The organism is Shewanella japonica, assembly GCF_002075795.1.
Taxonomy (GTDB): domain Bacteria; phylum Pseudomonadota; class Gammaproteobacteria; order Enterobacterales; family Shewanellaceae; genus Shewanella; species Shewanella japonica.
Genome location: NZ_CP020472.1, coordinates 15,768 through 40,000 on the forward strand (window position 1 = coordinate 15,768; position 24,233 = coordinate 40,000).

The 24,233-nt window shown below is 42.3% G+C and carries 22 protein-coding genes and 2 pseudogenes (1 of these 24 only partly in view); 15 read left to right on the forward strand and 9 right to left on the reverse strand.

From position 1 onward, the window contains the following. Nucleotides 1-200: 200 nt before the first annotated feature. Complete coding sequence (fadA, locus tag SJ2017_RS00060) at nt 201-1,370, reverse strand: acetyl-CoA C-acyltransferase FadA (RefSeq protein ID WP_080914495.1); 1,170 nt, start codon at nt 1,368-1,370, stop codon at nt 201-203. Nucleotides 1,371-1,392: 22 nt separating this feature from the next. Beyond that, nucleotides 1,393-3,546, reverse strand: coding sequence for a fatty acid oxidation complex subunit alpha FadB (gene fadB / locus SJ2017_RS00065; protein WP_080914496.1), 2,154 nt, complete (start codon nt 3,544-3,546; stop codon nt 1,393-1,395). Nucleotides 3,547-3,793: 247 nt separating this feature from the next. On the opposite strand from fadB, the pseudogene pepQ reads away from it, so the two are divergent. The 4 genes and pseudogenes from pepQ (at nt 3,794) to hemG (SJ2017_RS00085) (ending at nt 7,846) form a co-directional block, all read left to right on the forward strand. Continuing rightward, nucleotides 3,794-5,116, forward strand: a pseudogene (pepQ, locus tag SJ2017_RS00070) (Xaa-Pro dipeptidase). Further along, nucleotides 5,109-5,723, forward strand: coding sequence for a YigZ family protein (locus SJ2017_RS00075; protein WP_080914497.1), 615 nt, complete (start codon nt 5,109-5,111; stop codon nt 5,721-5,723). The pseudogene pepQ and the gene SJ2017_RS00075 overlap by 8 nt, the downstream one beginning before the upstream one ends. Before the next feature lie 94 nt (nt 5,724-5,817). Next, nucleotides 5,818-7,275 carry a TrkH family potassium uptake protein gene (locus SJ2017_RS00080; protein WP_055025491.1) on the forward strand — a complete coding sequence of 486 codons (1,458 nt, stop codon included), beginning with the start codon at nt 5,818-5,820 and terminating at the stop codon, nt 7,273-7,275. A gap of 28 nt (nt 7,276-7,303) precedes the next feature. Continuing rightward, complete coding sequence (gene hemG / locus SJ2017_RS00085; protein WP_080914498.1) at nt 7,304-7,846, forward strand: menaquinone-dependent protoporphyrinogen IX dehydrogenase; 543 nt, start codon at nt 7,304-7,306, stop codon at nt 7,844-7,846. A 32-nt stretch (nt 7,847-7,878) separates the two neighbouring features. Here hemG (SJ2017_RS00085) and SJ2017_RS00090 read toward each other — a convergent pair whose 3' ends face one another. Beyond that, nucleotides 7,879-8,187, reverse strand: coding sequence for an ArsR/SmtB family transcription factor (locus SJ2017_RS00090; RefSeq protein WP_055025493.1), 309 nt, complete (start codon nt 8,185-8,187; stop codon nt 7,879-7,881). 189 nt (nt 8,188-8,376) lie between these two features. Here SJ2017_RS00090 and hemG (SJ2017_RS00095) point away from each other — a divergent pair, with 189 nt between their 5' ends. After that, nucleotides 8,377-8,931, forward strand: a complete 555-nt coding sequence (gene hemG / locus SJ2017_RS00095) for a menaquinone-dependent protoporphyrinogen IX dehydrogenase (RefSeq protein ID WP_080914499.1) — start codon at nt 8,377-8,379, stop codon at nt 8,929-8,931. Between the two features lie 248 nt (nt 8,932-9,179). On the opposite strand, the pseudogene SJ2017_RS00100 reads toward hemG (SJ2017_RS00095), so the two are convergent. From SJ2017_RS00100 to def, 5 genes and pseudogenes are all read right to left on the reverse strand, one after another. Beyond that, nucleotides 9,180-10,622, reverse strand: a pseudogene (locus SJ2017_RS00100) (TrkH family potassium uptake protein). Nucleotides 10,623-10,628: 6 nt separating this feature from the next. Then, nucleotides 10,629-12,038, reverse strand: a complete 1,410-nt coding sequence (trkA, locus tag SJ2017_RS00105) for a Trk system potassium transporter TrkA (RefSeq protein WP_055025496.1) — start codon at nt 12,036-12,038, stop codon at nt 10,629-10,631. A 30-nt stretch (nt 12,039-12,068) separates the two neighbouring features. Beyond that, nucleotides 12,069-13,352: a 16S rRNA (cytosine(967)-C(5))-methyltransferase RsmB gene (gene rsmB / locus SJ2017_RS00110; RefSeq protein WP_080914500.1), complete on the reverse strand. Its 1,284-nt coding sequence runs from the start codon at nt 13,350-13,352 to the stop codon at nt 12,069-12,071. Next, nucleotides 13,352-14,326 carry a methionyl-tRNA formyltransferase gene (gene fmt / locus SJ2017_RS00115; RefSeq protein WP_080914501.1) on the reverse strand — a complete coding sequence of 325 codons (975 nt, stop codon included), beginning with the start codon at nt 14,324-14,326 and terminating at the stop codon, nt 13,352-13,354. The genes rsmB and fmt overlap by 1 nt, the downstream gene beginning before the upstream one ends. An 8-nt stretch (nt 14,327-14,334) precedes the next feature. After that, nucleotides 14,335-14,847, reverse strand: a complete 513-nt coding sequence (gene def / locus SJ2017_RS00120) for a peptide deformylase (RefSeq protein ID WP_156003094.1) — start codon at nt 14,845-14,847, stop codon at nt 14,335-14,337. Between the two features lie 135 nt (nt 14,848-14,982). On the opposite strand from def, the gene SJ2017_RS00125 reads away from it, so the two are divergent. The 6 genes from SJ2017_RS00125 (at nt 14,983) to hemF (ending at nt 19,992) form a co-directional block, all read left to right on the forward strand. Continuing rightward, the gene (locus SJ2017_RS00125; RefSeq protein WP_055025500.1) at nt 14,983-16,077 is read left to right on the forward strand and encodes a LysM peptidoglycan-binding domain-containing protein; all 1,095 of its coding nucleotides are present in this window, start codon (nt 14,983-14,985) and stop codon (nt 16,075-16,077) included. A gap of 84 nt (nt 16,078-16,161) precedes the next feature. Further along, nucleotides 16,162-17,175, forward strand: coding sequence for a DNA-processing protein DprA (gene dprA, locus SJ2017_RS00130; protein ID WP_065108791.1), 1,014 nt, complete (start codon nt 16,162-16,164; stop codon nt 17,173-17,175). Between the two features lie 2 nt (nt 17,176-17,177). Continuing rightward, complete coding sequence (locus tag SJ2017_RS00135) at nt 17,178-17,651, forward strand: DUF494 family protein (RefSeq protein WP_055025502.1); 474 nt, start codon at nt 17,178-17,180, stop codon at nt 17,649-17,651. A gap of 150 nt (nt 17,652-17,801) precedes the next feature. Next, the gene (locus SJ2017_RS00140) at nt 17,802-18,365 is read left to right on the forward strand and encodes a DNA topoisomerase family protein (RefSeq protein ID WP_080914503.1); all 564 of its coding nucleotides are present in this window, start codon (nt 17,802-17,804) and stop codon (nt 18,363-18,365) included. Between the two features lie 129 nt (nt 18,366-18,494). After that, on the forward strand, nt 18,495-19,061 hold the full coding sequence (gene tsaC / locus SJ2017_RS00145) for an L-threonylcarbamoyladenylate synthase type 1 TsaC (RefSeq protein WP_080914504.1): 567 nt from the start codon (nt 18,495-18,497) through the stop codon (nt 19,059-19,061). A gap of 10 nt (nt 19,062-19,071) precedes the next feature. Next, nucleotides 19,072-19,992: an oxygen-dependent coproporphyrinogen oxidase gene (gene hemF, locus SJ2017_RS00150; RefSeq protein WP_080914505.1), complete on the forward strand. Its 921-nt coding sequence runs from the start codon at nt 19,072-19,074 to the stop codon at nt 19,990-19,992. Here the strand turns inward: hemF and SJ2017_RS00155 are convergent. Next, nucleotides 19,989-20,426 (reverse strand): group II truncated hemoglobin, encoded by a 438-nt coding sequence (locus SJ2017_RS00155; RefSeq protein WP_080914506.1) that lies wholly within the window; start codon nt 20,424-20,426, stop codon nt 19,989-19,991. The genes hemF and SJ2017_RS00155 overlap by 4 nt on opposite strands. Before the next feature lie 195 nt (nt 20,427-20,621). On the opposite strand from SJ2017_RS00155, the gene SJ2017_RS00160 reads away from it, so the two are divergent. The 4 genes in view from SJ2017_RS00160 to SJ2017_RS00175 are tightly spaced (at most 46 nt apart) and all read left to right on the forward strand, a layout consistent with a single transcriptional unit that may run on beyond the window. Further along, nucleotides 20,622-22,016 carry an amidohydrolase gene (locus SJ2017_RS00160; protein ID WP_080914507.1) on the forward strand — a complete coding sequence of 465 codons (1,395 nt, stop codon included), beginning with the start codon at nt 20,622-20,624 and terminating at the stop codon, nt 22,014-22,016. A gap of 11 nt (nt 22,017-22,027) precedes the next feature. Beyond that, nucleotides 22,028-23,263, forward strand: coding sequence for an amidohydrolase family protein (locus SJ2017_RS00165; protein ID WP_420876293.1), 1,236 nt, complete (start codon nt 22,028-22,030; stop codon nt 23,261-23,263). A gap of 46 nt (nt 23,264-23,309) precedes the next feature. After that, nucleotides 23,310-24,125: a shikimate dehydrogenase gene (gene aroE, locus SJ2017_RS00170; RefSeq protein ID WP_080914508.1), complete on the forward strand. Its 816-nt coding sequence runs from the start codon at nt 23,310-23,312 to the stop codon at nt 24,123-24,125. 11 nt (nt 24,126-24,136) lie between these two features. Continuing rightward, nucleotides 24,137-24,233, forward strand: partial view of a DUF1488 family protein gene (locus SJ2017_RS00175; protein WP_065108784.1) — the 5' portion only. 164 nt of this gene lie beyond the right edge of the window; only the first 97 of its 261 coding nucleotides appear in the window; its start codon is at nt 24,137-24,139; the stop codon falls past the right edge of the window.

The window sequence follows — 24,233 nt, forward strand, 5'->3', positions numbered from 1 at the left end:
CTTATATGCGTCAGACTAACAATAATTGCGCTAATTTTACTCTGCTGAGTCACTGTTGCAAGGGCTTAACCTTAGCTTTATTAGTAAATCGTGAACTAGTACCCATTGTTCCACGTGGAACACGTGTCGTGCTGGCAATAAAAAAAGCCGTACTTCTGTTCAAAGTACGGCTTTTTACAAATTTATTATATCAGCAGAGGTTAGCTTTCTACGCGCTCAAAAATAGTCGCAATACCTTGGCCTAAACCAATACACATGGTTGCTAAACCATATTTAGCATCTTTAGCTTCCATTAAGTTAATCAAAGTCGTTGAGATACGTGTACCAGAGCAGCCTAATGGGTGGCCTAATGCAATTGCACCGCCGTTTAAGTTAACTTTCTCGTCAACCACATCGGTTAGACCTAAGTCTTTAACACATGGAAGAGACTGAGCAGCGAATGCTTCATTTAGCTCAATTACATCCATATCATCTACAGTTAAACCTGCACGCTTAAGTGCTTTTTTAGTTGCAGGCACAGGACCGTAACCCATGATTGCAGCATCACAACCTGCAACAGCCATTGAACGGATACGTGCACGAATAGGCAAACCTAACGCTTTAGCTTTTTCTTCTTCCATAACTAACATTGCAGAAGCGCCATCAGATAAGGCTGAAGAAGTACCCGCTGTTACTGTTCCGTTAGCAGGATCAAAAGCTGGGCGTAAACCTGATAAGGACTCAAGTGAAGTTTCTGGACGGATGACTTCATCGTGGCTTACTTTAATCAAAGCGCCATTAGCATCATGACCTTCAATTGGCACAATTTCATTGTCAAATCGACCTTCAACCGTTGCTGCGTGTGCACGTTGGTGTGAACGCACAGCAAATGCATCTTGTTGTTCACGGGTGATGCCATGCATTTTTCCAAGCATTTCAGCTGTTAAGCCCATCATGCCTGAGGCTTTAGCTACATTGCTCGCTAGGCCTGGATGGAAGTCAACACCGTGGTTCATTGGTACGTGACCCATATGTTCAACACCACCTACGATAAAGGTATCGCCTTGGCCCGTCATGATGGCACGTGCAGCTTGATGTAACGCATCCATTGATGAACCACATAAACGATTCACCGTTACAGCTCCTGCTGTTTTAGGTATGCCAGCTAATAAGGCAGCATTACGTGCAATATTGAAGCCTTGCTCCAATGTTTGTTGCACACAACCCCAAATGACATCTTCGATCTCGTTCGGGTCAAGCTGGCTGTTGCGGCTTAATAGTGATTTCATTAGTTCTGCAGAAAGGGTTTCTGCACGTACATTCCTGAATACTCCAGCCTTTGAACGGCCCATTGGAGTACGAATGCAGTCGACGATTACAGCGTTTTTCATGATGATATTCCTTTACTGCTTATTAGGCTGCTGGGTAGTAAGTGCCGTTATTGGCTGCAAGCTCACGCATTGCATCAGTCACTTGATATAGGCCACCTAAGTGCGCAAATTTATCTGCCATAGCAACAAAATTAGCAACACCCATTGTGTCTAAGTAACGGAATACACCACCTCTGAATGGTGGGAAACCAATACCGTAAACTAAGCCCATATCGCCTTCAGCAGGAGAAGCAATAATGCCTTCTTCTAAACAACGAACTGTTTCGATAACCATTGGGATCATACAACGTGCGATAATCTCATCGGATTCGAAATCTTTAAGCTCACCAAATTCTTTACCAAGCAGTTCATAGCTAGTCGGGTCCAAATCTTTCTTAGGCTTACCACGACGGTCAACAGAGTAAGAGTAGAAACCTTTAGTATTCTTCTGACCAAAGCGTTCACTCTCAAACATAATGTCGATAGCGTCTTTGCCATTTTTACCCATGCGATCAGGGAAACCTTCAGCCATTACTGCTTGTGCATGATGTCCAGTATCAAGACCGACAACGTCAAGCAAGTAAGCAGGGCCCATTGGCCAGCCAAACTGTTTCTCCATGACTTTATCTACTTTGGCAAAGTCAGCACCGTCAGCGAGTAAGCCACTGAACCCTGCAAAGTAAGGGAATAACACACGGTTAACGAAGAAGCCTGGGCAGTCATTAACGACAATCGGGGTTTTACCCATTTTGCTGGCGTAAGCGACGACAGAAGCAATGGTTTCTTCAGAGCTGTTTTCACCACGAATAACTTCAACCAATGGCATTTTGTGCACAGGGTTAAAGAAGTGCATGCCACAGAAACGTTCAGGTTTCTTCATGCTTTTAGCCAGTAAGTTTATTGAAATTGTAGAAGTGTTTGAGGCGATGATAGCATCGTCTGCTACATGTCCTTCTACTTCTGCTAATACTGACGCTTTTACTTTTGGATGTTCAACAACAGCTTCAACGACGACGTCAGCATCTTTAATTGGTGCGTAATCTAAAGCTGGAGTGATGTTGTTTAATACTGCAGCCATTTTAGCTGGAGTAGAGCGGCCACGTTTAACCTGAGCAGTTAACAATTTAGCGGCTTCGCCGAGTCCTAAATCAAGTGCAGGTTGGGCAATATCTTTCATGACGATAGGCGTACCTTTACTGGCACTTTGGTAAGCAATACCACCGCCCATAATACCAGCGCCAAGTACAGCCGCACTGTCGACGTTTTTAGCCAGTTTGCCTGCTTTCTTTGCTTTGCCTTTAACTAATTGGTCATTTAAGAATATACCAATTAACGCAGTGGCTACTTCAGTTTTCGCTAGCTTGATAAAGGCTTGGTTTTCAACCTTCAATGCTTCTGCGCGATCAAGTGTTGCAGCTTGCTCTATGACACTAACAACCATCATAGGTGCAGGATAGTGTTTACCTGCCACTTTGAATACCATGCCCTTTGCTGTTGCGAATGACATCATCGCTTCAACTTTTGGTAAGGTCAGTGGTTTTAGTTTGCGGTTACGACGAGACTGCCAATCTAACTTTTCGGCAATAGCGTCTTTTAGCATTTGAAGCGCAGCTGCCTCTAAATTCTCGGGTGCAACAACAGCGTCAACAGCGCCAACTTTCAATGCTGCGTCTGGGCGTTGATCTTTACCTGTGGTGATCCACTCAAGGGCGTTATCTGCACCGATTACACGTGGTAAGCGCACTGTGCCACCAAAGCCAGGAATCAACCCAAGTTTGGTTTCTGGTAAACCAATACGAGCATTGGTGTCAGCAATACGCAAATCAGTAGCAAGTATGGCTTCACAACCACCACCAAGTGCAAACCCGTTAACTGCAGATGCTGTTGGGAACGGTAGATCTTCTAGCTTATCAAACACGGCACTGGCTTGTTCAACCCAGCTAAGTAATGTGGCGTCATCCAGTTTGAATAACCCTAAAAACTCAGTGATATCTGCACCGACAATAAAGGTACTTTTACCTGATGTGAGTAATAAACCTTGGATGCTAGCATCTTGTTTAATGCTCTCAAGAGCTGCATCTAATGAAGAAAGAGTTTCTTTATCGAATTTGTTTACCGAGCCTGGTGCGTTAAAGCACAACTTGGCAATGTTATCCTCTAATAACTCTACTTGAATTGTAGGACTTTGGTAGATCATTGCTTGCTTCCTTTTTGCTAAAAGCGACTTCCACATCACAATTACTGTGTTGTTATCTAGCTTTGTTTCACAGCAGCGACGGCCATCATTTGACCAGTTGCCAAACAGTGTGCGACGAAATGAAATAAATTACAACACCCAATTTAAACGTCCGTTTAAATATTTATCTGCTAGAGGCCATTTTGTCCTTTGTGATACACTTCACAAGTTGTCAAACAAGAAAAATAACATCACAGGGATAGCCAAAATGGATCAGCTAGCTAATTTTTATCATGCTCACATTGCAGAATTAAATCGTCGGGTTGCCGAGATTGTTAGTCGCGAAAACCTCGCGGGGTTAGTGATACATTCTGGCCAAGCTCATCGTCAGTTTTTAGATGACTTAAGCTACCCGTTTAAAGTGAACCCACAATTTAAGGCTTGGGTGCCCATTTTAGATAATCCTAACTGTTGGGTTGTGGCCAATGGCATAGATAAACCAACGCTGATTTTTTATCGCCCCGTGGATTTTTGGCACAAAGTGAGTGACGAGCCGACTGATTTTTGGGCAGAGCATTTTGATATTAAATTATTAACCAAAGCCGATAGGGTTGCTGAATTATTGCCAAACAATATTGCTGACTAGGCCTATTTAGGCGAACATCTTGATGTAGCTGAAGTGTTGGGGATGAGTCGTCGTAATCCTGATTCTGTACTTAATTATCTGCATTACCACCGAGCCGATAAAACCCAGTATGAATTGGAGTGTTTACGCCGTGCTAACCAGATTGCAGTAAAAGGGCATTTAGCGGCAAAAAATGCTTTTTATAATGGCGGTAGTGAGTTTGAAATCCAGCAGCAATATTTGTCTGCGATTGGCCAAACTGAAAATGAAGTGCCTTATAGCAATATTGTCGCGCTAAACCAAAATGCTGCGATTTTGCATTACACTGCGCTTGAGCATCAAATTCCATCGCCTAGGTTGTCTTTTTTAATTGATGCGGGTGCTAACTATAATGGTTATGCGTCAGATATTACGCGTACTTATTCATTTGAGAAAAACCGCTTTTACGAATTGATAGTAGAAATGAATAAGATGCAGTTAGCCATTGTCGATATGATGAAGCCGGGTGTTAAGTACACCGACCTTCATTTAACCACGCATGCCAAATTAGCTGAATTAATGCTGCAATTTGATATTGCATCGGGTGATGCTCAAGGTCTTGTGGAACAAGGCATAACTAATGTGTTTTTCCCTCATGGATTGGGGCATATGTTAGGGCTTCAAGTTCATGATATGGGCGGCTTTTCCCATGATGAGCGTGGCACTCATATTCCTACTCCCGAAGGCCATCCATTTTTGCGTTGTACTCGTGAGATTGCAGCGAACCAAGTATTCACCATTGAACCGGGGATCTACATTATTGATTCATTATTGGCGGAGCTAAAAAACGATCAACGCCATACTCAAGTAAATTGGAATACGATTGATGAATTGCGACCATTCGGCGGTATTCGAATTGAAGATAATGTTATTGTTCACCAAGACCGTAATGAAAATATGACTCGAGAGCTTGGACTGGTTGACTGAACAATACTTAATTCCCAATCAAACATTAACGATTGAAGAAGATATAAAGCATAGCCGTTTCATTACTGTACTATTTCATTGCAGTAGTGAAATAGCGCTTAAGTGTGCACTCACCAACCTCAGGGCGCAATACCCTGGTGCTAACCATTATTGTTATGCGTATGTGGCAGCTGATCCTTCTAACAGCATTGCTATTGGCAGTAGTGATGACGGTGAACCTGCAGGCAGTGCTGGTAGACCTATGTTAGCAACGCTTCAAGGTTCAGATATTGGTGAAATAGGCGCGGTTGTTATTCGGTATTTTGGTGGAACCAAGCTAGGTGTTGGTGGATTGGTTAGAGCTTATTCTTCCGGGATTAAATCGGGGTTAACCCAGCTAACTACCGAAACAAAATACATTCGTTACCGGTCATCATTAATCTGCAGTTACTCGCAACTCAATAATATTGAATACCTGATAAATCAATTTGATGGGGTGATCATCAATAAATCATTTTTGGCAGAGATTGAAATTGAGTTTGAAATCGCCAAAGTTTTTCATCAAGAGTTTAATCGCGAATTAGCGACACAAACCCAAGGTCAGCTTAAAGCAAAGTTTAACGTTTGATGGGGCTAAAAAGTATGCCAGAATATAACGTTACCAGCAGAATAATAAGTGCAATTAAGAACCAATACTATGCAAACTAGTGCAAAAGTAATCCATGCAATATAAAACAATTATTAGAATAACCGGCCTATTGATGGGATTATTTTCTATCACTATGTTGCCGCCAGCATTGGTTGCCATTCTTTATAAAGATGGTGGCGGTACTGCTTTTATTCAGGCATTTTGCGTGAGTTTATTTCTCGGGTTTTTATTGTGGTACCCCAACCGCAGACAAAAAGGGGATTTGCGTACTCGTGAAGGCTTTTTGATTGTTGTGATGTTTTGGACGGTACTGGGGTCAATTGGGGCGCTGCCCTTTATATTTTCAACCGAACCTAATCTTAGTTGGACTGATAGCTTCTTTGAGTCTTTTTCTGCACTAACAACAACAGGTGCCACCGTGATTGTGGGACTTGATGACTTGCCTAAAGCCATTTTATTCTACCGGCACCTACTACAATGGATGGGCGGCATGGGTATCATTGTACTGGCTGTCGCGATTTTGCCCTTACTCGGAATTGGTGGGATGCAGCTGTATAAAGCTGAAATTCCAGGCCCTGTAAAAGACAGTAAAATGAAACCCAGAATTGCAGAAACAGCTAAAGCATTATGGTACATCTACCTGCTGCTTACTGTTGCTTGTGCAACAGCATTTTATTTTGCTGGCATGGGGGCGTTTGATGCCATTTGTCATTCATTTTCAACCATTGCGATTGGTGGATTCTCAACTCACGATGCCAGTATTGGCTACTTTGATAGCCCATTAATTAACGTAATTTGTGCTGTTTTCTTATTGATTGCTGCAGTGAACTTTAGTTTGCACTTTGCCGCTTTTAGCTGGCGAGGGATCAATTTTAAAGTTTATTTTCGAGATGCTGAGTTTAAAGCGTTAATTGGTATTCAGCTGACACTAACAGCAATTTGTTTTGCTACTTTATATAGCTCTGGCATTTATGACACGCCAGAACAAACCTTAGATTATGCCTTCTTTCAAGTGGTGTCTATCTCGACCACAGCAGGATTTGGCACTGAGAGCTTTCATTCCTGGCCTTTATTTCTGCCTATCTTATTAATCTTCTCAAGCTTTATTGGCGGATGTGCCGGTTCTACTGGTGGCGGGATGAAAGTCATTCGTTTTGTTTTATTGTTGCTTCAGGGCTCTCGTGAAATGAAGCGCTTAATCCACCCAAAGGCAATGTATTCAATTCGAATAGGAAAGTCAGCATTACCTGATAGGGTAGTCGATGCGGTGTGGGGATTCTTCTCTGCTTATGCGTTGGTGTTTGTTATTTGTATGGTGTTGTTGATGGCAATGGATATGGATGCCATTACTGCATTTAGTGCAACGGCAGCGAGTATCAATAATTTGGGACCTGGTTTGGGGGATGTGGCGAGTAACTATGCGAGTGTTACCGATGGTGCTAAATGGGTATTGGTTTTAGCAATGCTATTTGGGCGGCTGGAAGTGTTTACTTTACTGGTCTTATTTACGCCTACATTCTGGAAGAACTAGGTTTACCACATCAATGACAGGGAAAAACATGTCGAACTATCTGATAATCTATTCCACTGTGGACGGTCAAACTCGCGCTATTTGTGAAGCGATCAAGGCTGTTGTCGTTAATGCTGGGGAACAGGTTGAACTTGTATCATTAGCTCAAGCCAATGCGCTTTCTCAGGCTGGCAGACTTGCTGATTTTGACAAGATATTGATTGGGGCGAGTATTCGTTATGGTAAGCATCGCCCGCAGTTATTTGAATTTATTACCCAGTATCAAATCGAACTTGAGCGAGCTAAAAGTGGCTTTTTCACGGTCAATGTTGTGGCGCGTAAACCTGAAAAAAATACCCCTGACACCAATCCTTATATGCAAAAATTCCTAACGCTTACCAAATGGCAGCCTAAGTTGTTAGGGGTATTTGCTGGGAAAATCGATTACCCTAAATACCGCACTATCGATAGAGTTATGATTCGGTTCATCATGTGGATGACCAAAGGCCCCACAGATACCTCTGGCACCTATGAGTTTACGGATTGGAATAAGGTCGATGAGTTCGCAAAAGGCTTTTTAGCACTCAAGTAAGCGTGCCGAAATAGCCTACATTGTGAGTTGTGTTATTTGGCGCAATACAAGCGGTGTAAAATGGAAATCACCTCAGTAACTTCAGCGTTTTTTAGAGTGTAATAGACATTTTGAGAGCTTTTGCGTGTGTTGACTAAGTCTTGAGCCCGAATGACGGCTAAATGTTGTGATAAGGCTGATTGGCTTAGTGGCACGGTTTCATTAAGCTCTGTCACGCTTAACTCTTTATCCAGCAACAAACACAAAATCATTAAACGATATGGATTGGCAATTGCTTTAAGCCATTTAGCTGCCATCTCGGCATTGCCTAGCATTGAATCTACATCAATATTTTCAGACATTTATCTACCTGCTACTCACATATGTTTTTGTAAAATGGATACACCATTAGCATCATACTGCTGGCTAACCGAGATCTCAATTTTATCATTCAATTATATGAGACGTTTCTAATTTGTGATCAAAGAGCACGATTGAATCGCCTTTTTTTGCCACAATAATATTCCAATAGAGCAACAATCGGTGTGCAAATGGCAAAAACATTAGTGATTTATTACTCAAGAGGCGGGCATACAGCCCAAATCAGTCGCGCGATAGCTGAGCAAATTGTTCTGAGTGGTCATCAGTGTGATGTCGTTAATATTCTTGATAATAATCATGCTGATATTGATTGGAATAGCTATGATGCAATCGCACTTGGTGCTTGTGTGCTTTATGGTTCATATCATAAGTCGGTATTTGAATTTGTTAGTCGTTATCAAACTGAGCTAAGTAGCAAGCCGAACAGTTTTTTCTGTGTAAACGTAGTGGCGCGCAAGCCTGAAAAACGCATTCCTGAAAACAACAAATACCTACAAAAGTTCATGGAACTTTCACCTTGGAAACCACAAGATGTGAAAATCATCCCTGGTAAAGTCAATTACCCTTCATGGACTTGGTACGACAGTTTGGCGATTCGTCTAATCATGAAGATGACCGATGGACCAACCGATCCGACAAGTGTGATTGATTATACAGATTGGGATGATGTCAAAGTCTATGGTGACCATATTGTCAGTTTGATTGCTAGCGAGGCGGTCAGTTAACATTGAGTCATGAAACTCTAAAGCCTTAATGAAAATTAAGGCTTTTTTATTGGCTTCTATATTAATCAGTAGCGCCAAAACTCAGGAGCGAATAACACGGCAACTGTGACTTTAAAGCCTCAATAAAGATTAAGTTTTTTATTGGGCTTTATACTAATCAGTCGCGCCAAACTCAGGAGCGAATAATACGGCAACCGAGACTTTAAAGCCTCAATAAAGATTAAGTTTTTTTATTGGCTTAACACTAATCAGTAGCGCCAAAACTTAGGGGCGAATAACACTGCTACCGTGATAATTTCTAAACGGCCTAAAAGCATGCCAAATGCTAATGCCCACTTAGCGATATCTGGTAGGCTTGAAAAGTTACCCGCAGGCCCAATAACAGGGCCAAGGCCTGGGCCGACATTAGTGACTGCTGTGATTGCGCCTGTAATACTGGTTACGACATCTAACCCTGAAAGCACTAATGTAATCGCTAATAAGAGTATCACCAGAAAAAACAACATTATAAACGCCATAATTGAGCGAATAATATCGTTATCTATGGTGCGTTTGTTATAGCGTTTTTTAATGACTGCTTGAGGATGAAACTGCTGTGTAAGTTGTTGATACATTATTTTAAGAGAGATTTGAAAGCGAAATATTTTTATTCCGCCCGAGGTGGAGCCTGAGCAACTACCGACAAACATTAAAAACAAAAAAGTTAAACTGGCAACGGCGCCCCAAGCTTGGTAATCAGTTAAACCATAACCCGTTGTGGTGACCACTGAAACCACATTAAAGCTGGCTAATCTTAATGCATCTAAATAAGGCATATCGGCGCTAAACCAAAGCCAAGTACCTAAGCTAACAGAAACAAAGCTAATAAATTTAAGGAACCCTTTTACTTGTTCATCATCCCAAATTTTCATCGACCGTTGCTGTAGGGATTGAACAAACATTAGTAAAGGCAACCCCCCAGCCGCCATAAAGACCACCGCAATCCAGTGCGCGGAAGCTGAAAATGAAGACATCGAACTATCTGATGTGGAATAGCCGCCAGTAGAAAGCGTTGTCATGGCATGGTTAATGGCTTCAAACCAGTGCATTCCTGATGTGTGATATGCCATTGCACATATAACGGTGAGCACAAGGTAAACCTTGAATAGGTGTTTTGCCATGTGTTGAGTACGGGGAGTCGCTTTATCGCCCCAGTCTGATGATTCAGTGCGAAATAATCGCATACCTCCGACATTTAAAAACGGCAAAATGGCCACCGCCATAACAATAAAGCCTATCCCCCCAAGTCACTGCAAAAGCGAACGCCAAATTAAAATGCTGTGGTCCATGTCATCAAGACCGGATAATACGGTTGAGCCAGTAGTGGTGATACCTGACATGGTTTCAAAAAAGGCATCGGTATAGTTTATGCCGTGATAAAGGGTAAAAGGTAAGGCGGCAAACAAACTGACAATTAACCATGTGACTGTGGTTAAAAAGAACATATCACGAATGTTGAGGTTGATTTTTTTACTGTGGCCACTTTGAATACACAAAATGGCGATTAGGCCAGTAAATAACCCGGAAATCATAAAGTCGCCGATGGTTTCTTCATGATAAAACAATGCAAAAGCCATTGGCACCAGCATAAAGCCGGTGAGAATCGACAGGAATATGCCAACAACAAAGAGTAGCGGCTTAATATTCAGCATGGGCTGTTAAAAGAAAAACGCACTCGGTTGGAATAGCTTTTCTACATCGCCAATGAATTTTTTATTCACTAAGAATAAAATCACATGATCTCCTTCTTCAATGATAGTTTTATCGTGGCCCATGATCACTTCATCATTGCGCACAATCGCGCCAATGGTCGTTCCGGGTGGCAGTTTGATATCGCTGATTTGCTTGCCGACAACTTTAGAGGTTGATGAGTTACCATGAGCAATTGCTTCAATTGCTTCTGCTGCACCACGGCGTAATGAATACACATTACAAATGTCGCCTTGACGAATATGGGTCAGTAAGGCTGAAATGGTGGTTTGTTGTGGCGAGATGGCAATATCGATATTCGCTTCTTGAACGATATCAACATAGGCTTCACGCTGAATAAGCACCATGACTTTTTTGGCGCCCATTCGTTTTGCTAATAGTGCCGACATGATATTGGCTTCATCATCATTGGTGACGGCAATAAACACATCGGTTTGATCAATATGTTCTTCAAGGAGTAGCTCTTGATCAGAGGCATCACCATTGAATACTGTGCAGTTTTCAAGTTTCTCGGATAAGCTTTCTGCTCGCTCTAGACTGTGTTCAATCAGTTTTACCGAATGATTTTTTTGTAAACGTTTAGCTAGGCCTAAACCAATATTACCGCCACCAGCAATCATGATGTTGCGGTAAGAGTTATCCAGCTTTTGCATTTCGCTCATCACGGCACGGACATGTCGAGTGTCGGCGACAAAAAACACTTCGTCATCGGCTTCGATAATCGTGGTACCTCGTGGCATGATCGCTTTGCCTTTGCGGAAAATAGCCGCAACTCGGGTATCAATATTCGGCATGTGTTCGCGTAAAGCTGCAAGGGCATTCCCCACTAACGGACCGCCGTAATAGGCTTTTACGGCAACTAAGCTAAGCTTACCTTTCGCAAACTCAAGGACTTGTAGCGCTCCAGGGTACTGAACCAAACGTTCAATATAAGCTGTGACGAGTTGCTCTGGTGCAATCAGTTCATCAATGACAAATCCACCACGTGTTTTGGTATCACTGCCTTTAACTTCGGTATTAATGAAGAGCTTTTCTTGAAGGTCTAAATAGGCTTCTGAGCGGATACGAGCGATTTTAGTGGGGGTACCAAATAAGCTGTAAGCAATATGACAAGCTGCCATATTGCATTCATCACTATTGGTCACAGCAATGAGCATATCAGCATCTTCTGCGCCGGCCTTTTTCAAGGTGCTCGGGTGAGCACCGTGGCCAATAACCGTTTGTAAGTCGAACTTATCTTGTAAATATTTAACTCGAGTACGGTCATTATCAACAAGGGTAATATCGTTATTCTCACCGACAAGGTTTTCGGCTAGGGTACCGCCGACTTGTCCTGCGCCTAAAATAATAATCTTCATTACTGTGCTGGTATCCCTGCTATAACAAGCTTAAATCGCTTTAATCAAACGGGTGTAATAAAAACCGTCCATATTGTTTTGTCCTGGTAAAATCTGCCAGCCGATATCATCTGCAGATGGCTGTTGTGCAATCGGATCAAGCGTTGCATCTGGTGTACGTTGTAAAAACTGCTCTATTTGCTGACGATTTTCTTGAGGCAAGATTGAGCAAGTGGCGTATAGCATGGTGCCGCCAGGTTTTAACCACTTCCAACAATGATCAATAATCTGTTGCTGTAATAGTGCTAATTCTTCAATATCTGCATTTTTACGTAGCCACTTAATATCAGGATGACGACGGATAACCCCTGTTGCTGAGCAAGGGGCATCTAATAAAATACGATCAAATTTCTCACCTGACCACCAACTGTCAATATTTGCAGCATCACCATGAATAACTTGCGCTTTTAATTGCAGTCTGTCTAGATTTTGTTGCACTCGCTCGAGACGTTTTGCGTCAAAGTCGACGGCAACCATAGAAATACTTGGTTCGCACTCTAGGGTATGACAGGTTTTACCGCCAGGGGCTGCACAAGCATCAAGAATGAGCTCATTGGCTTTTGGTGCGAGTAAGGTTGCTGCCCACTGTGCTGCGCCGTCTTGCACCGATGCAGCGCCATCAGCAAAGTTCGGTAGTTGCATGACATCTTTTGGACTTGCTAGCAAAATGGCGTCATCACTATTACCAGTTGTTGCTTCAATATCTTGCTCTGCTAATCGTGCTAAATATTCTTCACGAGCTTGAGATAATTGGTTATTACGAAGCCACATAGGTGGGCGCTGGTGGCTTTGCTCAATAATATCCGCCCAATTATCTGGGTAGGCACTTTTAAGGCGCTTAATAAACCATGCTGGCGTGTTGTACTTTAATGTGTCGTTATCTGTATTTAAGGGTGCCTCTTTACGCTGAATATTACGTAACACGCCATTAATGACTTTAACCAGACCATCAAACTTCATTTGACGACAGGCTTCAGCGGTTTCTGAAATGGCTGCATGAGCAGGAATACGAGTAAAGTAAAGCTGGTAACAACCAACCAATAACAGCTGGTGCAATACACGCTGTTTTCCCTTAAAGGGTTTACTTAAGCAGTCACTAACACATTTATCTAGCTGAGGAAGTTGGCGCATTACGCCATAACAAAGTTCTGCCAATAAGGCTTTATCTTTGCCATTTTGTAAATGCTGCTGTTGCTCTGGTAGGGCAACCGATAATGAAATGCCTTTTTCTAGTACGTTAAAAATGGCTTTTGCCGCTAGCGCTCTCACATTCATTATTGTGCTGCCTCTGTTTTATCTTCAGGACAAATAAAGCAAGTGCCTTGGCTAAACCAATCAGCACGAGAATTTAAAATGTCCGCGACAGGCATTTGTTTTTTCCCAGGTAGTTGCATGACTTGTAGTTGCAGACATCCTTCACCTGTGGCGACGGTAATACCTTGTTTAGTGCTGTCGATAATGGTGCCAGGTTCTGCAGCAACGTTATCAAGTGTATATTGAGCCTGCCAAACTTTTATCGTATTGCCTTGATGAGTGAAGTGGCTTGCTGGCCAAGGGTTAAAAGCACGAATTTCTTGCCATAATTGTTTGGCGGGTTTACGCCAATCAATCTGCGCTTCTTCTTTTGATAGCTTTTCTGCGTAATTAGCTAATGCTTCATCTTGTTTCTCAGCGGTAATCGAACCATCACTGATACCGACTAAAGCTTGAACTAAGGCTTGAGGACCTTGCTCTGCAAGTTTGCTGTATAAAGTGGCTGAAGTGTCAGTATCTTCGATTGGTAGCGAAGTTTTTAATAACATGTCACCCGTATCTAAGCCGATGTCCATCTGCATAATCGTGACACCTGTTTCTGTGTCACCTGCCCACAAAGCTCGTTGAATAGGTGCTGCACCACGCCAACGAGGTAAGATGGAGCCATGAACGTTAATACAACCTAGTTTAGGCGTATCTAATACTATCTTGGGTAAGAGCAAACCATAAGCAACCACGACCATGATATCGGCGTTAAGCGACGCTAATTCTGCTTGAGCGTCTTCTTTACGTAATGATGCTGGTTGAAAAACAGGAATGTTGTTAGCTACGGCAAGCTGTTTTACAGGACTTGCTTGTAACTTTTTCCCTCGCCCAGCAGGTCTGTCCGGCTGAGAATAGACTGCAATGACATTATGCTCAGAATTAATGAGTGCTTGCAGATGCAATGCGGCAAAGTCTGGCGTACCAGCAAAGATAATATTTAACGGTTTCAAATGGAGTCCTATGCTTCTTTAGCTGCTAAACGCGCTTCTTTTTCAAGCTTTTTCTTAATGCGATCACGTTTCATTTTAGACAAGTAATCTACAAATAGTTTGCCTTGTAAGTGATCCATTTCATGTTGCAGACAAATAGCGAACAGGTCATCAGCTTCAACAGTGAACTCTTCACCGTGACGATCTAATGCTTTTAATGTTACAAATTCAGCACGGTCAACTTTGGCGTAAACGCCAGGTACCGATAAACAGCCTTCTTCATTCGTAAAGTCGCCGCTTTTCGCTACGACTTCAGGATTAATGAAAATGGTTGGGCGTTCAACATCGTCTTGTAAATCCATCACAATTAATTGCTGGTGGAAATCAACTTGGGTTGCTGCTAAACCAATGCCTTTTTCTTCGTACATTGTTTCAAGCATGTTATCTATTTGAGTCTGTAGAGCGTCACCAAAATCGGTGACAGGCTTGGCTACAGTGCGTAATCTTTCATCTGGAAAACGTAAAACTTTTAATAATGGCATATATAAACTCTTAACAAGTCTGTCAAATTTCAGCCAGTTAGCTATACTGGCTAAGTTAATGGGTTAATTTTAATCCTTACTGACCATCAATAACAGCAAAAGCTCTAATAAAGAGCTAAACACATGGAATGAACCATGAAACGGATATTTTTACTCGCGTTTTTGTTACTTAGTACACTGTTTGTTAATGCAGATACATTAACATTAAAATCTGGGCACCCCGATTCTTACATCGTTAAGAAAGGTGACACTCTTTGGGATATCTCGGCATTTTTCCTAGAGGACCCTTGGCGCTGGCCTAAATTATGGGGCGCTAACCCGCAGATTGCTAACCCACATCTTATTTATCCAGGTGATCGACTGACTCTTGTCTTTATCGATGGTCAACCTCGCTTGGTACATAAACAGCATATCAAAAAAGGTCCAGAAGGGCGTATTAGTTCAAAAGGTGGCCCGATCCCTGCGATTGACCTTTCACTCATTCAACCTTATTTGGTACAAAACCGCGTTGTCGATCCTGAGTGGTTTGAAGGCTTACCGATGATTTTAGGTGGTGAGAGTCCATCTCGTCATCATGTGATGAATGATATTGTATATATCAATGCGAATTTACCATTAGGACAAAAGTTAGCAGTGTATCAAGAGGGGCGTGAGTTTCTTGATAAGGAAACCAGTGATACTTTAGGCCAAGAAATCATTTTAACGGCAAGTGGCCGTGTGACTGAGTCCGGCGACATTTCTAAGGTTCAGCTGTTAAGTAATTGGCGTGAATCAAAAGCTGGCTTTAAAGTTGCGCCTGTAGAAGATGAAGCCTTGATGTCTGCTTATTTTATTCCTAAGGCTGCGCCAGAAGGTGTACCAGCAAATGTCATTGCTATAGAAAAGGACATTCGTGAAGTTGGTAAGTTGGATATTGTTTACTTAGACAAAGGTGAGCAAGACAATATTGAAACAGGTCATGTGTTTGCGATATATCGAAATGGTGAGCAAATCGTCATTAATGGTGATGGTGTTCCTGTTCCAACGTTAGATCGCACTGCTTATGATAGCTTAAAAGCGAAGATTTCAGATGATGAAGTCTTCACTATGCCTGACGTATACCACGGTAAATTAATGGTATTTAAAGTGTTTGAAAAAACCAGTATGGGAATTGTTATTGCTAACGAGCATCCTGTAAGAGTGGACGACAAGTTAATTACACCAAAAACAACGGATTTACGAGGCGAATAAATCTCTGAAAAGCTGGTCGATTGGCTAGTTGTTTGTGCAGTATCCGGGCTAGGACCCGCCCGGATTCAACAATTATTAACTCAAATGGATGTTGAGGAATTAAGACAACGTTTAGAGTTCGAAAAGCAGTCTTTGCCGCTATCGGCAAAGCTGCTTTCACAATGTCAGATAGACTTTGATAAAGTTGATGCCGCGCTGGATTGGCAGCAACAATCCTCCAACCACCATATCCTGTGCCTTTCCGATCCGGAATATCCTGCATTACTGAAGCAAATCTCAGATCCTCCCTCAGTGCTTTTTGTGAAAGGTCAGTTAGAAAGTTTGCTGTTGCCATCTATTGGCATGGTTGGCAGTCGAAATGCATCAGTAGGTGGATTAAACATTGCCAATGCACTTGCTGGTGAGCTTGTGAGTCTAGGCTTTTCTATTACAAGCGGTATGGCAACAGGGATTGATGGCGCCGCTCATAAAGCGGCGCTAGGGCATCAAGGCGTAACGGTGGCTGTATTGGGCACTGGGGTAGAATGCATTTACCCCAAAAGGCACAGTAATTTGTATCATCAAATACAAGACTCTGGTTGTGTAATAAGTGAGTATTGGCCAAATATAGGTCCGTTTGCAGGAAACTTTCCTAAACGTAATCGAATTATTAGTGGTTTATCATTAGGGTCAATTGTGGTTGAGGCAACGCGTAAAAGTGGCTCACTTATTACCGCTAGGCTGGCGATGGAGCAGAACCGAGAAGTGTTTGCAGTGCCAGGCTCAGTGGCTGGTGGATACAGTCAAGGTTGTCATGATTTGTTAAAGAATGGGGCTAAATTGGTTGAATGTGCGGCTGATGTTGTTGAAGAATTGTCCACAATGATCAGCTTTCACCTTGAAGATGTCGCTAATCGTCACCATATAGAAGATAATACAACAAATTTGCCATTTTCTACGCTGTTAGCTAGTGTAGGTTATGAGACTACCAGTTTAGATTCGGTAGTTGAGCATAGCGGGAAGTCGATAGATCTGGTGTTAGTTGAAATGCTTGAACTTGAATTGCAGGGCTGGGTTGCGCAAGTGCCTGGTGGTTACGTCAGACTAGAGAGGAGATAACCATGTTTGATATCCTCATGTATCTTTTTGAGAACTATGTCCACAGTGAAGTTGAGCTATTAGTTGACGAAGATGAACTTACCAAAGAGCTAACTCGAGCAGGGTTCCATCAGGCTGATATTTTAAAAGCCTTATCGTGGTTAGAACGTTTAGCTGATTTGCAAGAAAGCGATAAGCCTTACTTGTGTAATCATGCTCAACAGTCATTTCGTATATACACAAAAGATGAAATGGCAAAACTGGATGTTGAAAGCCGAGGCTTTTTATTGTTCTTAGAACAAATCCAAGTATTGAGTGTTGAGACTCGTGAGATGGTGATTGACCGAGTGATGGCGCTTGATGAAACGAGCTTGATTTTAGAAGATTTAAAATGGGTTGTTCTGATGGTGCTATTTAATGTGCCAGGGAATGAATCCGCTTATGAGCAAATGGAAGATCTTATTTTTGAGCAGCCAGATGGCCGATTACACTCTTAAATAGTCGATTGTTTTGACCAAGTGATGAAAAGGGAGGCATAGCCTCCTTTTTTGATCTTGATATTTGCTACACTAGTCTTGAGAGTTATTTATATCATAGCCTTATGACTGCAGTTTTCTATTGCAGTCATGGTTTGAGTTGAGAGCGACATGTCTAAAATTGATCAACAATTATTTACTGTGCATGAACATGCTTTAGAAAAAGAGTTTGAACTCTGCCCTAAGTGTGGCTGCGAATTATCAGTTAAAAACAGTAAACATGGTGGCTTTGTTGGTTGTAATAATTATCCGAAATGTGATTTTACGCGACCATTAGTGCAACATGAATCTATTGAAACTCAGGTCATCGAAGGTTCAGAATGCCCAGAATGTGGCTGTGAACTTGCTGTCAAATCAGGTCGATTCGGGATTTTTATCGGTTGTACTAATTACCCTGAGTGTAAACATATCGAAAAACATGATCATGATGCAGAAGCGGAAGTGATTAGCTGTCCTCATTGTAAAAAAGGTCACTTAGAGTCTCGAACCAGTCGTTATGGTAAAACCTTCTTTGCTTGTAATACGTACCCTAAATGCAAATACCTAGTGAACTATCCGCCTCATAATGAAACCTGTCCAGAGTGTGACTTTGGAATACTTGTTGAGCGCAAAGGCGCCGCAGGTAGCCGATTAGAATGTCCACAAAAAAGTTGTAAATATAAACGGCCTATATAACGGCGGGATGTCTCTTTTGAGGTTGCCATAAGTAAACTCGTTGCTTCACCATAATCGTATATCAGCAATTGTTCATATCTGCAGAGTCTGTATAATTTGTCTTTAATTTATATAGGTTAAAGGTTTTTTATGCAGCTGTTGAACGCATCTGAAGTCGCTGAAGTGTATACCCAAGGTGGGGTTATTGCCTATCCAACAGAAGCTGTTTACGGCTTAGGTTGCGATCCTGATAATCTTAATGCCATTCAAAAGCTCCTCGATATTAAACAGCGTCCTTGGCAAAAAGGTTTGATTCTGGTTGCCAGTGACTTTCAACAGTTAGCACCTTATATCGATGAGTCACAGTTAACCACTGCCCAACTTGAGTTTGCTTTCAGCAAATGGCCTGGGCCATTTACCTTTGTGATGCCAATAAAGCCAGGCGTTAGTAAATTACTTTGCGGTCAATTTGATTCCATTGCTGTTCGTGTTTCTTCGCACCCAGTAGTCAGAGCTTTATGCGATACCGTTAACAAGCCTTTTGTATCAAGCAGTGCCAATATTGCGGGTCATGATCCCGCGATGTCAGCTGCTGAAATTGAGCATACTTTCTCTAACGATATTACAGCGCTGGTCGTGGGTGAATTAGGTTCACAACGCCAGCCTTCGACAATTATTGATGCCCGTAGTGGTAAAATATTACGTAACGGACAATAAGGACTTTGATATGGCACTACCTGATGCCTCAGTAGTAAAACAATATTTATTATCACTTCAAGCAAGCATTTGTGAAGGTCTTGAAGCCTTGGATGGTAAAGCAACTTTTCAAGCCGAGTCATGGGAGCGTGCTGAAGGCGGTGGCGGCACCAGTAGAGTATTAACTAAAGGTAAAGTGTTTGAGCAAGCTGGGGTAAACTTCTCACATGTTATGGGAGCGGCCATGCCTGCTTCAGCGACAGCACATCGCCCAGAGTTAGCTGGACGCAGTTTTGAGGCCATGGGGGTATCGTTAGTCATTCACCCTAATAATCCGTTTATTCCGACGACGCATGCAAATGTACGTTTCTTTATTGCCCATAAAGAAGGTGCCGATCCTGTTTGGTGGTTTGGTGGCGGATTTGATTTAACACCATATTACCCATTTGAAGAAGATGTGGTTTCTTGGCATCAAGCAGCGGCAGATATCTGCGCACCATTTGGTGAAGATGTCTATCCAAAATATAAGAAATGGTGTGACGAGTACTTTTTCTTACCACACCGAAATGAAACTCGCGGTGTTGGCGGATTATTTTTTGATGATCTAAACGAGCCTGGCTTTGAAAAGAGCTTTGACTTTATGCAAGCGGTAGGCAGTGGTTTCTTAACGGCTTATGCGCCTATTGTCGAGCGAAATAAAGAACTTGAATATAACGATGATGAACGCCAGTTTCAGCTATACCGCCGTGGGCGCTATGTTGAGTTCAATTTAGTATATGACCGAGGTACCTTGTTTGGTTTGCAAACTGGTGGTCGCACCGAATCGATATTGATGTCGATGCCACCACTGGTGCGTTGGGAGTATGGCTTTACGCCAGAAGAAGATTCGCAAGAGGCTGAATTGTACGAACGCTACCTTAAACCACAAGATTGGTTACAACTCGAACGTTAATCTTTATTACGCATGTTGTTAGCTAGAGTTGAAATAGCCTGAAATATCACTTGTTGATGTTCAGGCTTTTTTATTGCCTTGATAATGGCTTGTTCCATACAGGTAAGCCATTGTTCAACCATCGCTTGATCAATGGCAAACGGCATGTGCCTAGCTCTTAACGCTGGGTGACCGTACTTTTGTTGATATAACTGAGGTCCGCCTAACCAGCCGCTGAGAAACTCAAATAGTTTTTGTTCTGAATCGGCAATAGGTGCGCGATGGATGCTCAGCAATGACTGAGTATCTGGTCGTTGCTGCATTTGTTGATAAAAATAATGGGCAATCAAGCGGATTGTTTTTTCGCCGCCAATAAGATCGTAGGCATTCGACTGCGATGGATCTCTATCATCAGCTTGTGGTTTGCTGGCAAAAAGTTTTTTAAACCAATTCATTATTAAGCTTTGCTAAGTAAAGTAGTTTTGGATTATAGCGGGATTTCTTACCTGACAGTATGTATGAATGATTCGAAAAGTAACACTTTGTTAATGTTTTGCTACAAATCTTATCAAGCATTGGCTGTATTTCCCTGCTTAACCTCGTTAAATTATACCGTGTCGGTTAATAACAATAATAACAGGGAGTAAAACATGTCCAAATTTGCGCCGTCCTTGACGGTCATTGCAATGTCAGTTGCTTTACTTGGGTGTAATCAAACCCAAAAGCAAGACCCTCAAGTCACGATTAACAAAAATCCATACCCAAGCACATATCAAGCCTTGCCCCGAAGTGCCACGTTACTCACTAATGCGACAGTATTAACAGGTAAAGGCGAAAAGCTTGAACAAGCAAATGTATTAATGGTGGATGGTAAGATTAAAGCTGTTGGTACTAACATTGCCGATGAGTTAGTTGCTGGCGCAACTGTTATTGATGCAACCGATATGTGGATTACCCCAGGTATTATTGATGTGCATTCACATTTAGGGGTATACCCAAGCCCAAGTGCCGACGCTCATAGTGATGGCAATGAGGTGACTAATCCTAATACTGCAGAAGTTTGGGCTGAGCACAGCGTTTGGCCGCAAGACCCAGCCTTTAATCGTGCTCGTGAAGGCGGTGTGACCACGCTTCAGATTTTACCCGGCTCAGCGAACTTAATTGGTGGTCGTGGGGTGACACTTAAAAACACGCCATCTACCACGATGCAAGGAATGAAGTTTCCTGATGCTCCTTATGGTTTAAAAATGGCTTGTGGCGAAAACCCCAAAGGCGCGTACGGCAGAAAGCAAACTGTTGCACCAATGACGCGTATGGGCAATATGGCTGGTTACCGCCAAGCCTTTATTGAGGCGACTGAATATAAGCTAGCATGGGATAAATACGAAGCCGATTATGCTGCAGGTTTAAACCCTAAAGCCCCTGAACGTGATTTGACTTATGACACGTTAAAAGGCGTGTTAGAAGGAGAAATCCTAATCCATAACCATTGTTATAAAGCAGAAGAAATGGCAATGATGGTGGATTTAGGTAAAGAATTTAACTACCACTCAGGTACATTCCATCATGCAATTGAAGGTTACAAGATTGCCGATTTACTGGCAGAGAATGGTAACTGTGCTGCGATGTGGCCTGATTGGTGGGGCTTTAAAATGGAAGCTAACGACATGATCGTTGAAAACGTTGCCATGGTCGATGCTGTCAAAAATTCGTGTGCGGTAGTGCACTCTGACTCAAGCACCACTATTCAACGTCTTAATCAAGAGACAGCGAAAATCATGTATAGCGCCAATCAGCATGGTTTCAACTTAACAGAAGAGCATGTTATTAGCTGGATCACCTCAAATGCGGCTAAATCATTAGGAATTGCAGGTAAAACCGGTTCACTGGAAGCGGGCAAAAATGCCGATGTTGTCATTTGGAATGGCAATCCATTCAGTGTTTACGCTCAAGCCGATAAAGTATTTATCGATGGCGCCAAGGTATTTGACCGTCAAGATGATGCGTACCGTGCAAAAAGTGACTTTATGCTAGGCCAACAATAAGGAGCAAGACATTGAAACATTTTAATTATTCACTCGTTGCTATCTCAATGCTTGCTGGATTACTGCCTGCGTTAGTACAAGCCGATACCCTTGCCGTGACCAACGCCAAGATTTATACCTCAACTGAGCAGGGTGTGCTTAGCAATGCCTCTGTCATTATAGAAGATGGTAAAATCATCCAGTTAAACCCAGATGTGGTAAATGCAGATATTATTATCGATGCCAAAGGCGGTATCTTAACCCCTGGCTTTATTGGAGCGATGAACCCGCTTGGTTTAGTCGAAGTGGGTCAGGAAAAAATGACCCGAGACACTAATGACAAAGCGGCTGACATGACGTTTGATCCAAGTTTAGCGTTTAACCCTAAAAGTGTTGCAATTCCATTCGCCCGAAAAGGTGGCATAACACGTAATATCGTCGCTCCTGGTGGCGGTGAAACCATATTTTCTGGGCAAACAATTGAAGTCACTCTCACTGGTGAGTGGGACAGTGTTGTTGCTACTGAACAAGCCTTGTTTGTGTCATTAGGCGCAAAACACGAAGGCTCTCGTATCATTGGTATGCAGAATCTGATTAATAAATTAGAAGAAGGTCAGAAAGCGCTCGCTAAATCTGATAAAGACGCCGATAAAACCCCAAGCAAAGAAGCGTTAATCATCAATGCAGTGTTAAGTGGTGACAAACCTGTTATTGCTTATGCCGATCGCGGTAGTGATATTTTGCAGCTGATTAAACTCAAGCAGCGTTTTAATATCGATTTAGTGTTACTGCAAGCAGCTGACGCTGTTTTACTTGCAGATGAAATTGCTAAAGCCAAAATCCCTGTGATTATGGATGCAATGCGAAACTTACCTGAAAGTTTTGATTCTTTGCATAATTCACTGGATAACGCTGGCAAATTGAGTAAAGCTGGCGTCAAAGTCGTGTTAGCCACTCCGGGTGATGCTCATAATAACTATGCATTACGTTACAGTGCAGGTAATGCGGTTGCTAATGGCATGAATTACGATGATGCTATGGCAGCGATAACCAGTAATGTTGCAGATACATTCCACTTAGAAGCGGGGCGTATTGCTGTCGGTATGCCTGCTGACATGGTGCTTTGGAGCGGCGACCCGTTTGAATACAGTAGCCATATTGAAAAAATGTGGATTGGCGGTGAAGAGCAAAGTACTGAAAGCCGTCAAGATGTATTGCGTGATCGCTATATGACAAAATCCTCAATGCCACAAGCTTATACTAAGTAGTGGTACATGAGATAAACCAAACGAGTTAATGAAAGAGAGAATATTAATGATCGATAAGTATGCTGTATTTGGCAATCCAATCGCACAAAGTAAGTCGCCATTTATACATACTGAGTTTGCAAAACAAACTCAGCAAGCAATTAGCTATCAAGCCATTCTTGCACCTGTCGATCAATTCTCTCAATCATTAATGGCTTTTTTTGCTAATGGCGGTAAAGGTGCGAATGTTACCGCACCTTTTAAAGAGCAAGCTTATGCTGCTTGTGATGAATTAAGTGAGTTAGCCAAACTTGCAGGTGCAGTCAATACACTCATCTATTTACCCAGCGGCAAAATACGAGGCGATAATACAGATGGGGTTGGGTTAGTGACTGATGTTATTCAGCACTTTGGTGATATTGCCAATAAGCAGGTTTTGCTTGTCGGTGCAGGTGGCGCAGCGAGAGGTTGCATAAAGCCTTTATTACAAGCAGGTGTCAGATTAACGATATGTAACCGTACATATAGTAAAGCTCAAAAACTAGCAGACTTATTTAATCAATTTGGAGATGTTAAAGCTAAATCGATTGAAGAGTTAGCCACATCCTTTGATCTAATTATTAATTCAACTTCAGCGGGACTCGCCGGAGAGCTAATCAAGTTACCGTCATGCATTATAGACTCTAACACTCAATGCTATGACATGTCTTATGGTGCTGAGGTGACGCTCTTTAATCAATGGGCGCTATCTCAAGGTGCAAATAAAGTAGCAGATGGTCTCGGTATGTTAGTTGGACAAGCTGCACACAGTTATAATATTTGGCGCGGCGTGATGCCATCGACTCAAGCTGTGCATCAAGTTTTGCGGACTCAATTATCATAAGGCTGATAACGATGAATCAAAGTATCCTCTTTACTGATATTGTTGACTGGCACGATGCACAACAGAAATTATCACTTGTGGCACAGGTACAAGGTATGAATGTTACTT

Excerpts from the sequence above, each read along its gene's own strand:
- fadA (WP_080914495.1), bottom strand. The coding sequence starts at position 1,370 with ATGAAAAACGCTGTAATCGTCGACTGCATTCGTACTCCAATGGGCCGT.
- fadB (WP_080914496.1), bottom strand. The coding sequence starts at position 3,546 with ATGATCTACCAAAGTCCTACAATTCAAGTAGAGTTATTAGAGGATAAC.
- SJ2017_RS00080 (WP_055025491.1), top strand. The coding sequence starts at position 5,818 with ATGCAATATAAAACAATTATTAGAATAACCGGCCTATTGATGGGATTA.
- hemG (WP_080914498.1), top strand. The coding sequence starts at position 7,304 with ATGTCGAACTATCTGATAATCTATTCCACTGTGGACGGTCAAACTCGC.
- SJ2017_RS00090 (WP_055025493.1), bottom strand. The coding sequence starts at position 8,187 with ATGTCTGAAAATATTGATGTAGATTCAATGCTAGGCAATGCCGAGATG.
- hemG (WP_080914499.1), top strand. The coding sequence starts at position 8,377 with ATGGCAAAAACATTAGTGATTTATTACTCAAGAGGCGGGCATACAGCC.
- trkA (WP_055025496.1), bottom strand. The coding sequence starts at position 12,038 with ATGAAGATTATTATTTTAGGCGCAGGACAAGTCGGCGGTACCCTAGCC.
- rsmB (WP_080914500.1), bottom strand. The coding sequence starts at position 13,352 with ATGAATGTGAGAGCGCTAGCGGCAAAAGCCATTTTTAACGTACTAGAA.
- def (WP_156003094.1), bottom strand. The coding sequence starts at position 14,847 with ATGCCATTATTAAAAGTTTTACGTTTTCCAGATGAAAGATTACGCACT.
- SJ2017_RS00125 (WP_055025500.1), top strand. The coding sequence starts at position 14,983 with ATGAAACGGATATTTTTACTCGCGTTTTTGTTACTTAGTACACTGTTT.
- dprA (WP_065108791.1), top strand. The coding sequence starts at position 16,162 with ATGGATGTTGAGGAATTAAGACAACGTTTAGAGTTCGAAAAGCAGTCT.
- SJ2017_RS00135 (WP_055025502.1), top strand. The coding sequence starts at position 17,178 with ATGTTTGATATCCTCATGTATCTTTTTGAGAACTATGTCCACAGTGAA.
- SJ2017_RS00140 (WP_080914503.1), top strand. The coding sequence starts at position 17,802 with ATGTCTAAAATTGATCAACAATTATTTACTGTGCATGAACATGCTTTA.
- tsaC (WP_080914504.1), top strand. The coding sequence starts at position 18,495 with ATGCAGCTGTTGAACGCATCTGAAGTCGCTGAAGTGTATACCCAAGGT.
- hemF (WP_080914505.1), top strand. The coding sequence starts at position 19,072 with ATGGCACTACCTGATGCCTCAGTAGTAAAACAATATTTATTATCACTT.
- SJ2017_RS00155 (WP_080914506.1), bottom strand. The coding sequence starts at position 20,426 with ATGAATTGGTTTAAAAAACTTTTTGCCAGCAAACCACAAGCTGATGAT.
- SJ2017_RS00160 (WP_080914507.1), top strand. The coding sequence starts at position 20,622 with ATGTCCAAATTTGCGCCGTCCTTGACGGTCATTGCAATGTCAGTTGCT.
- aroE (WP_080914508.1), top strand. The coding sequence starts at position 23,310 with ATGATCGATAAGTATGCTGTATTTGGCAATCCAATCGCACAAAGTAAG.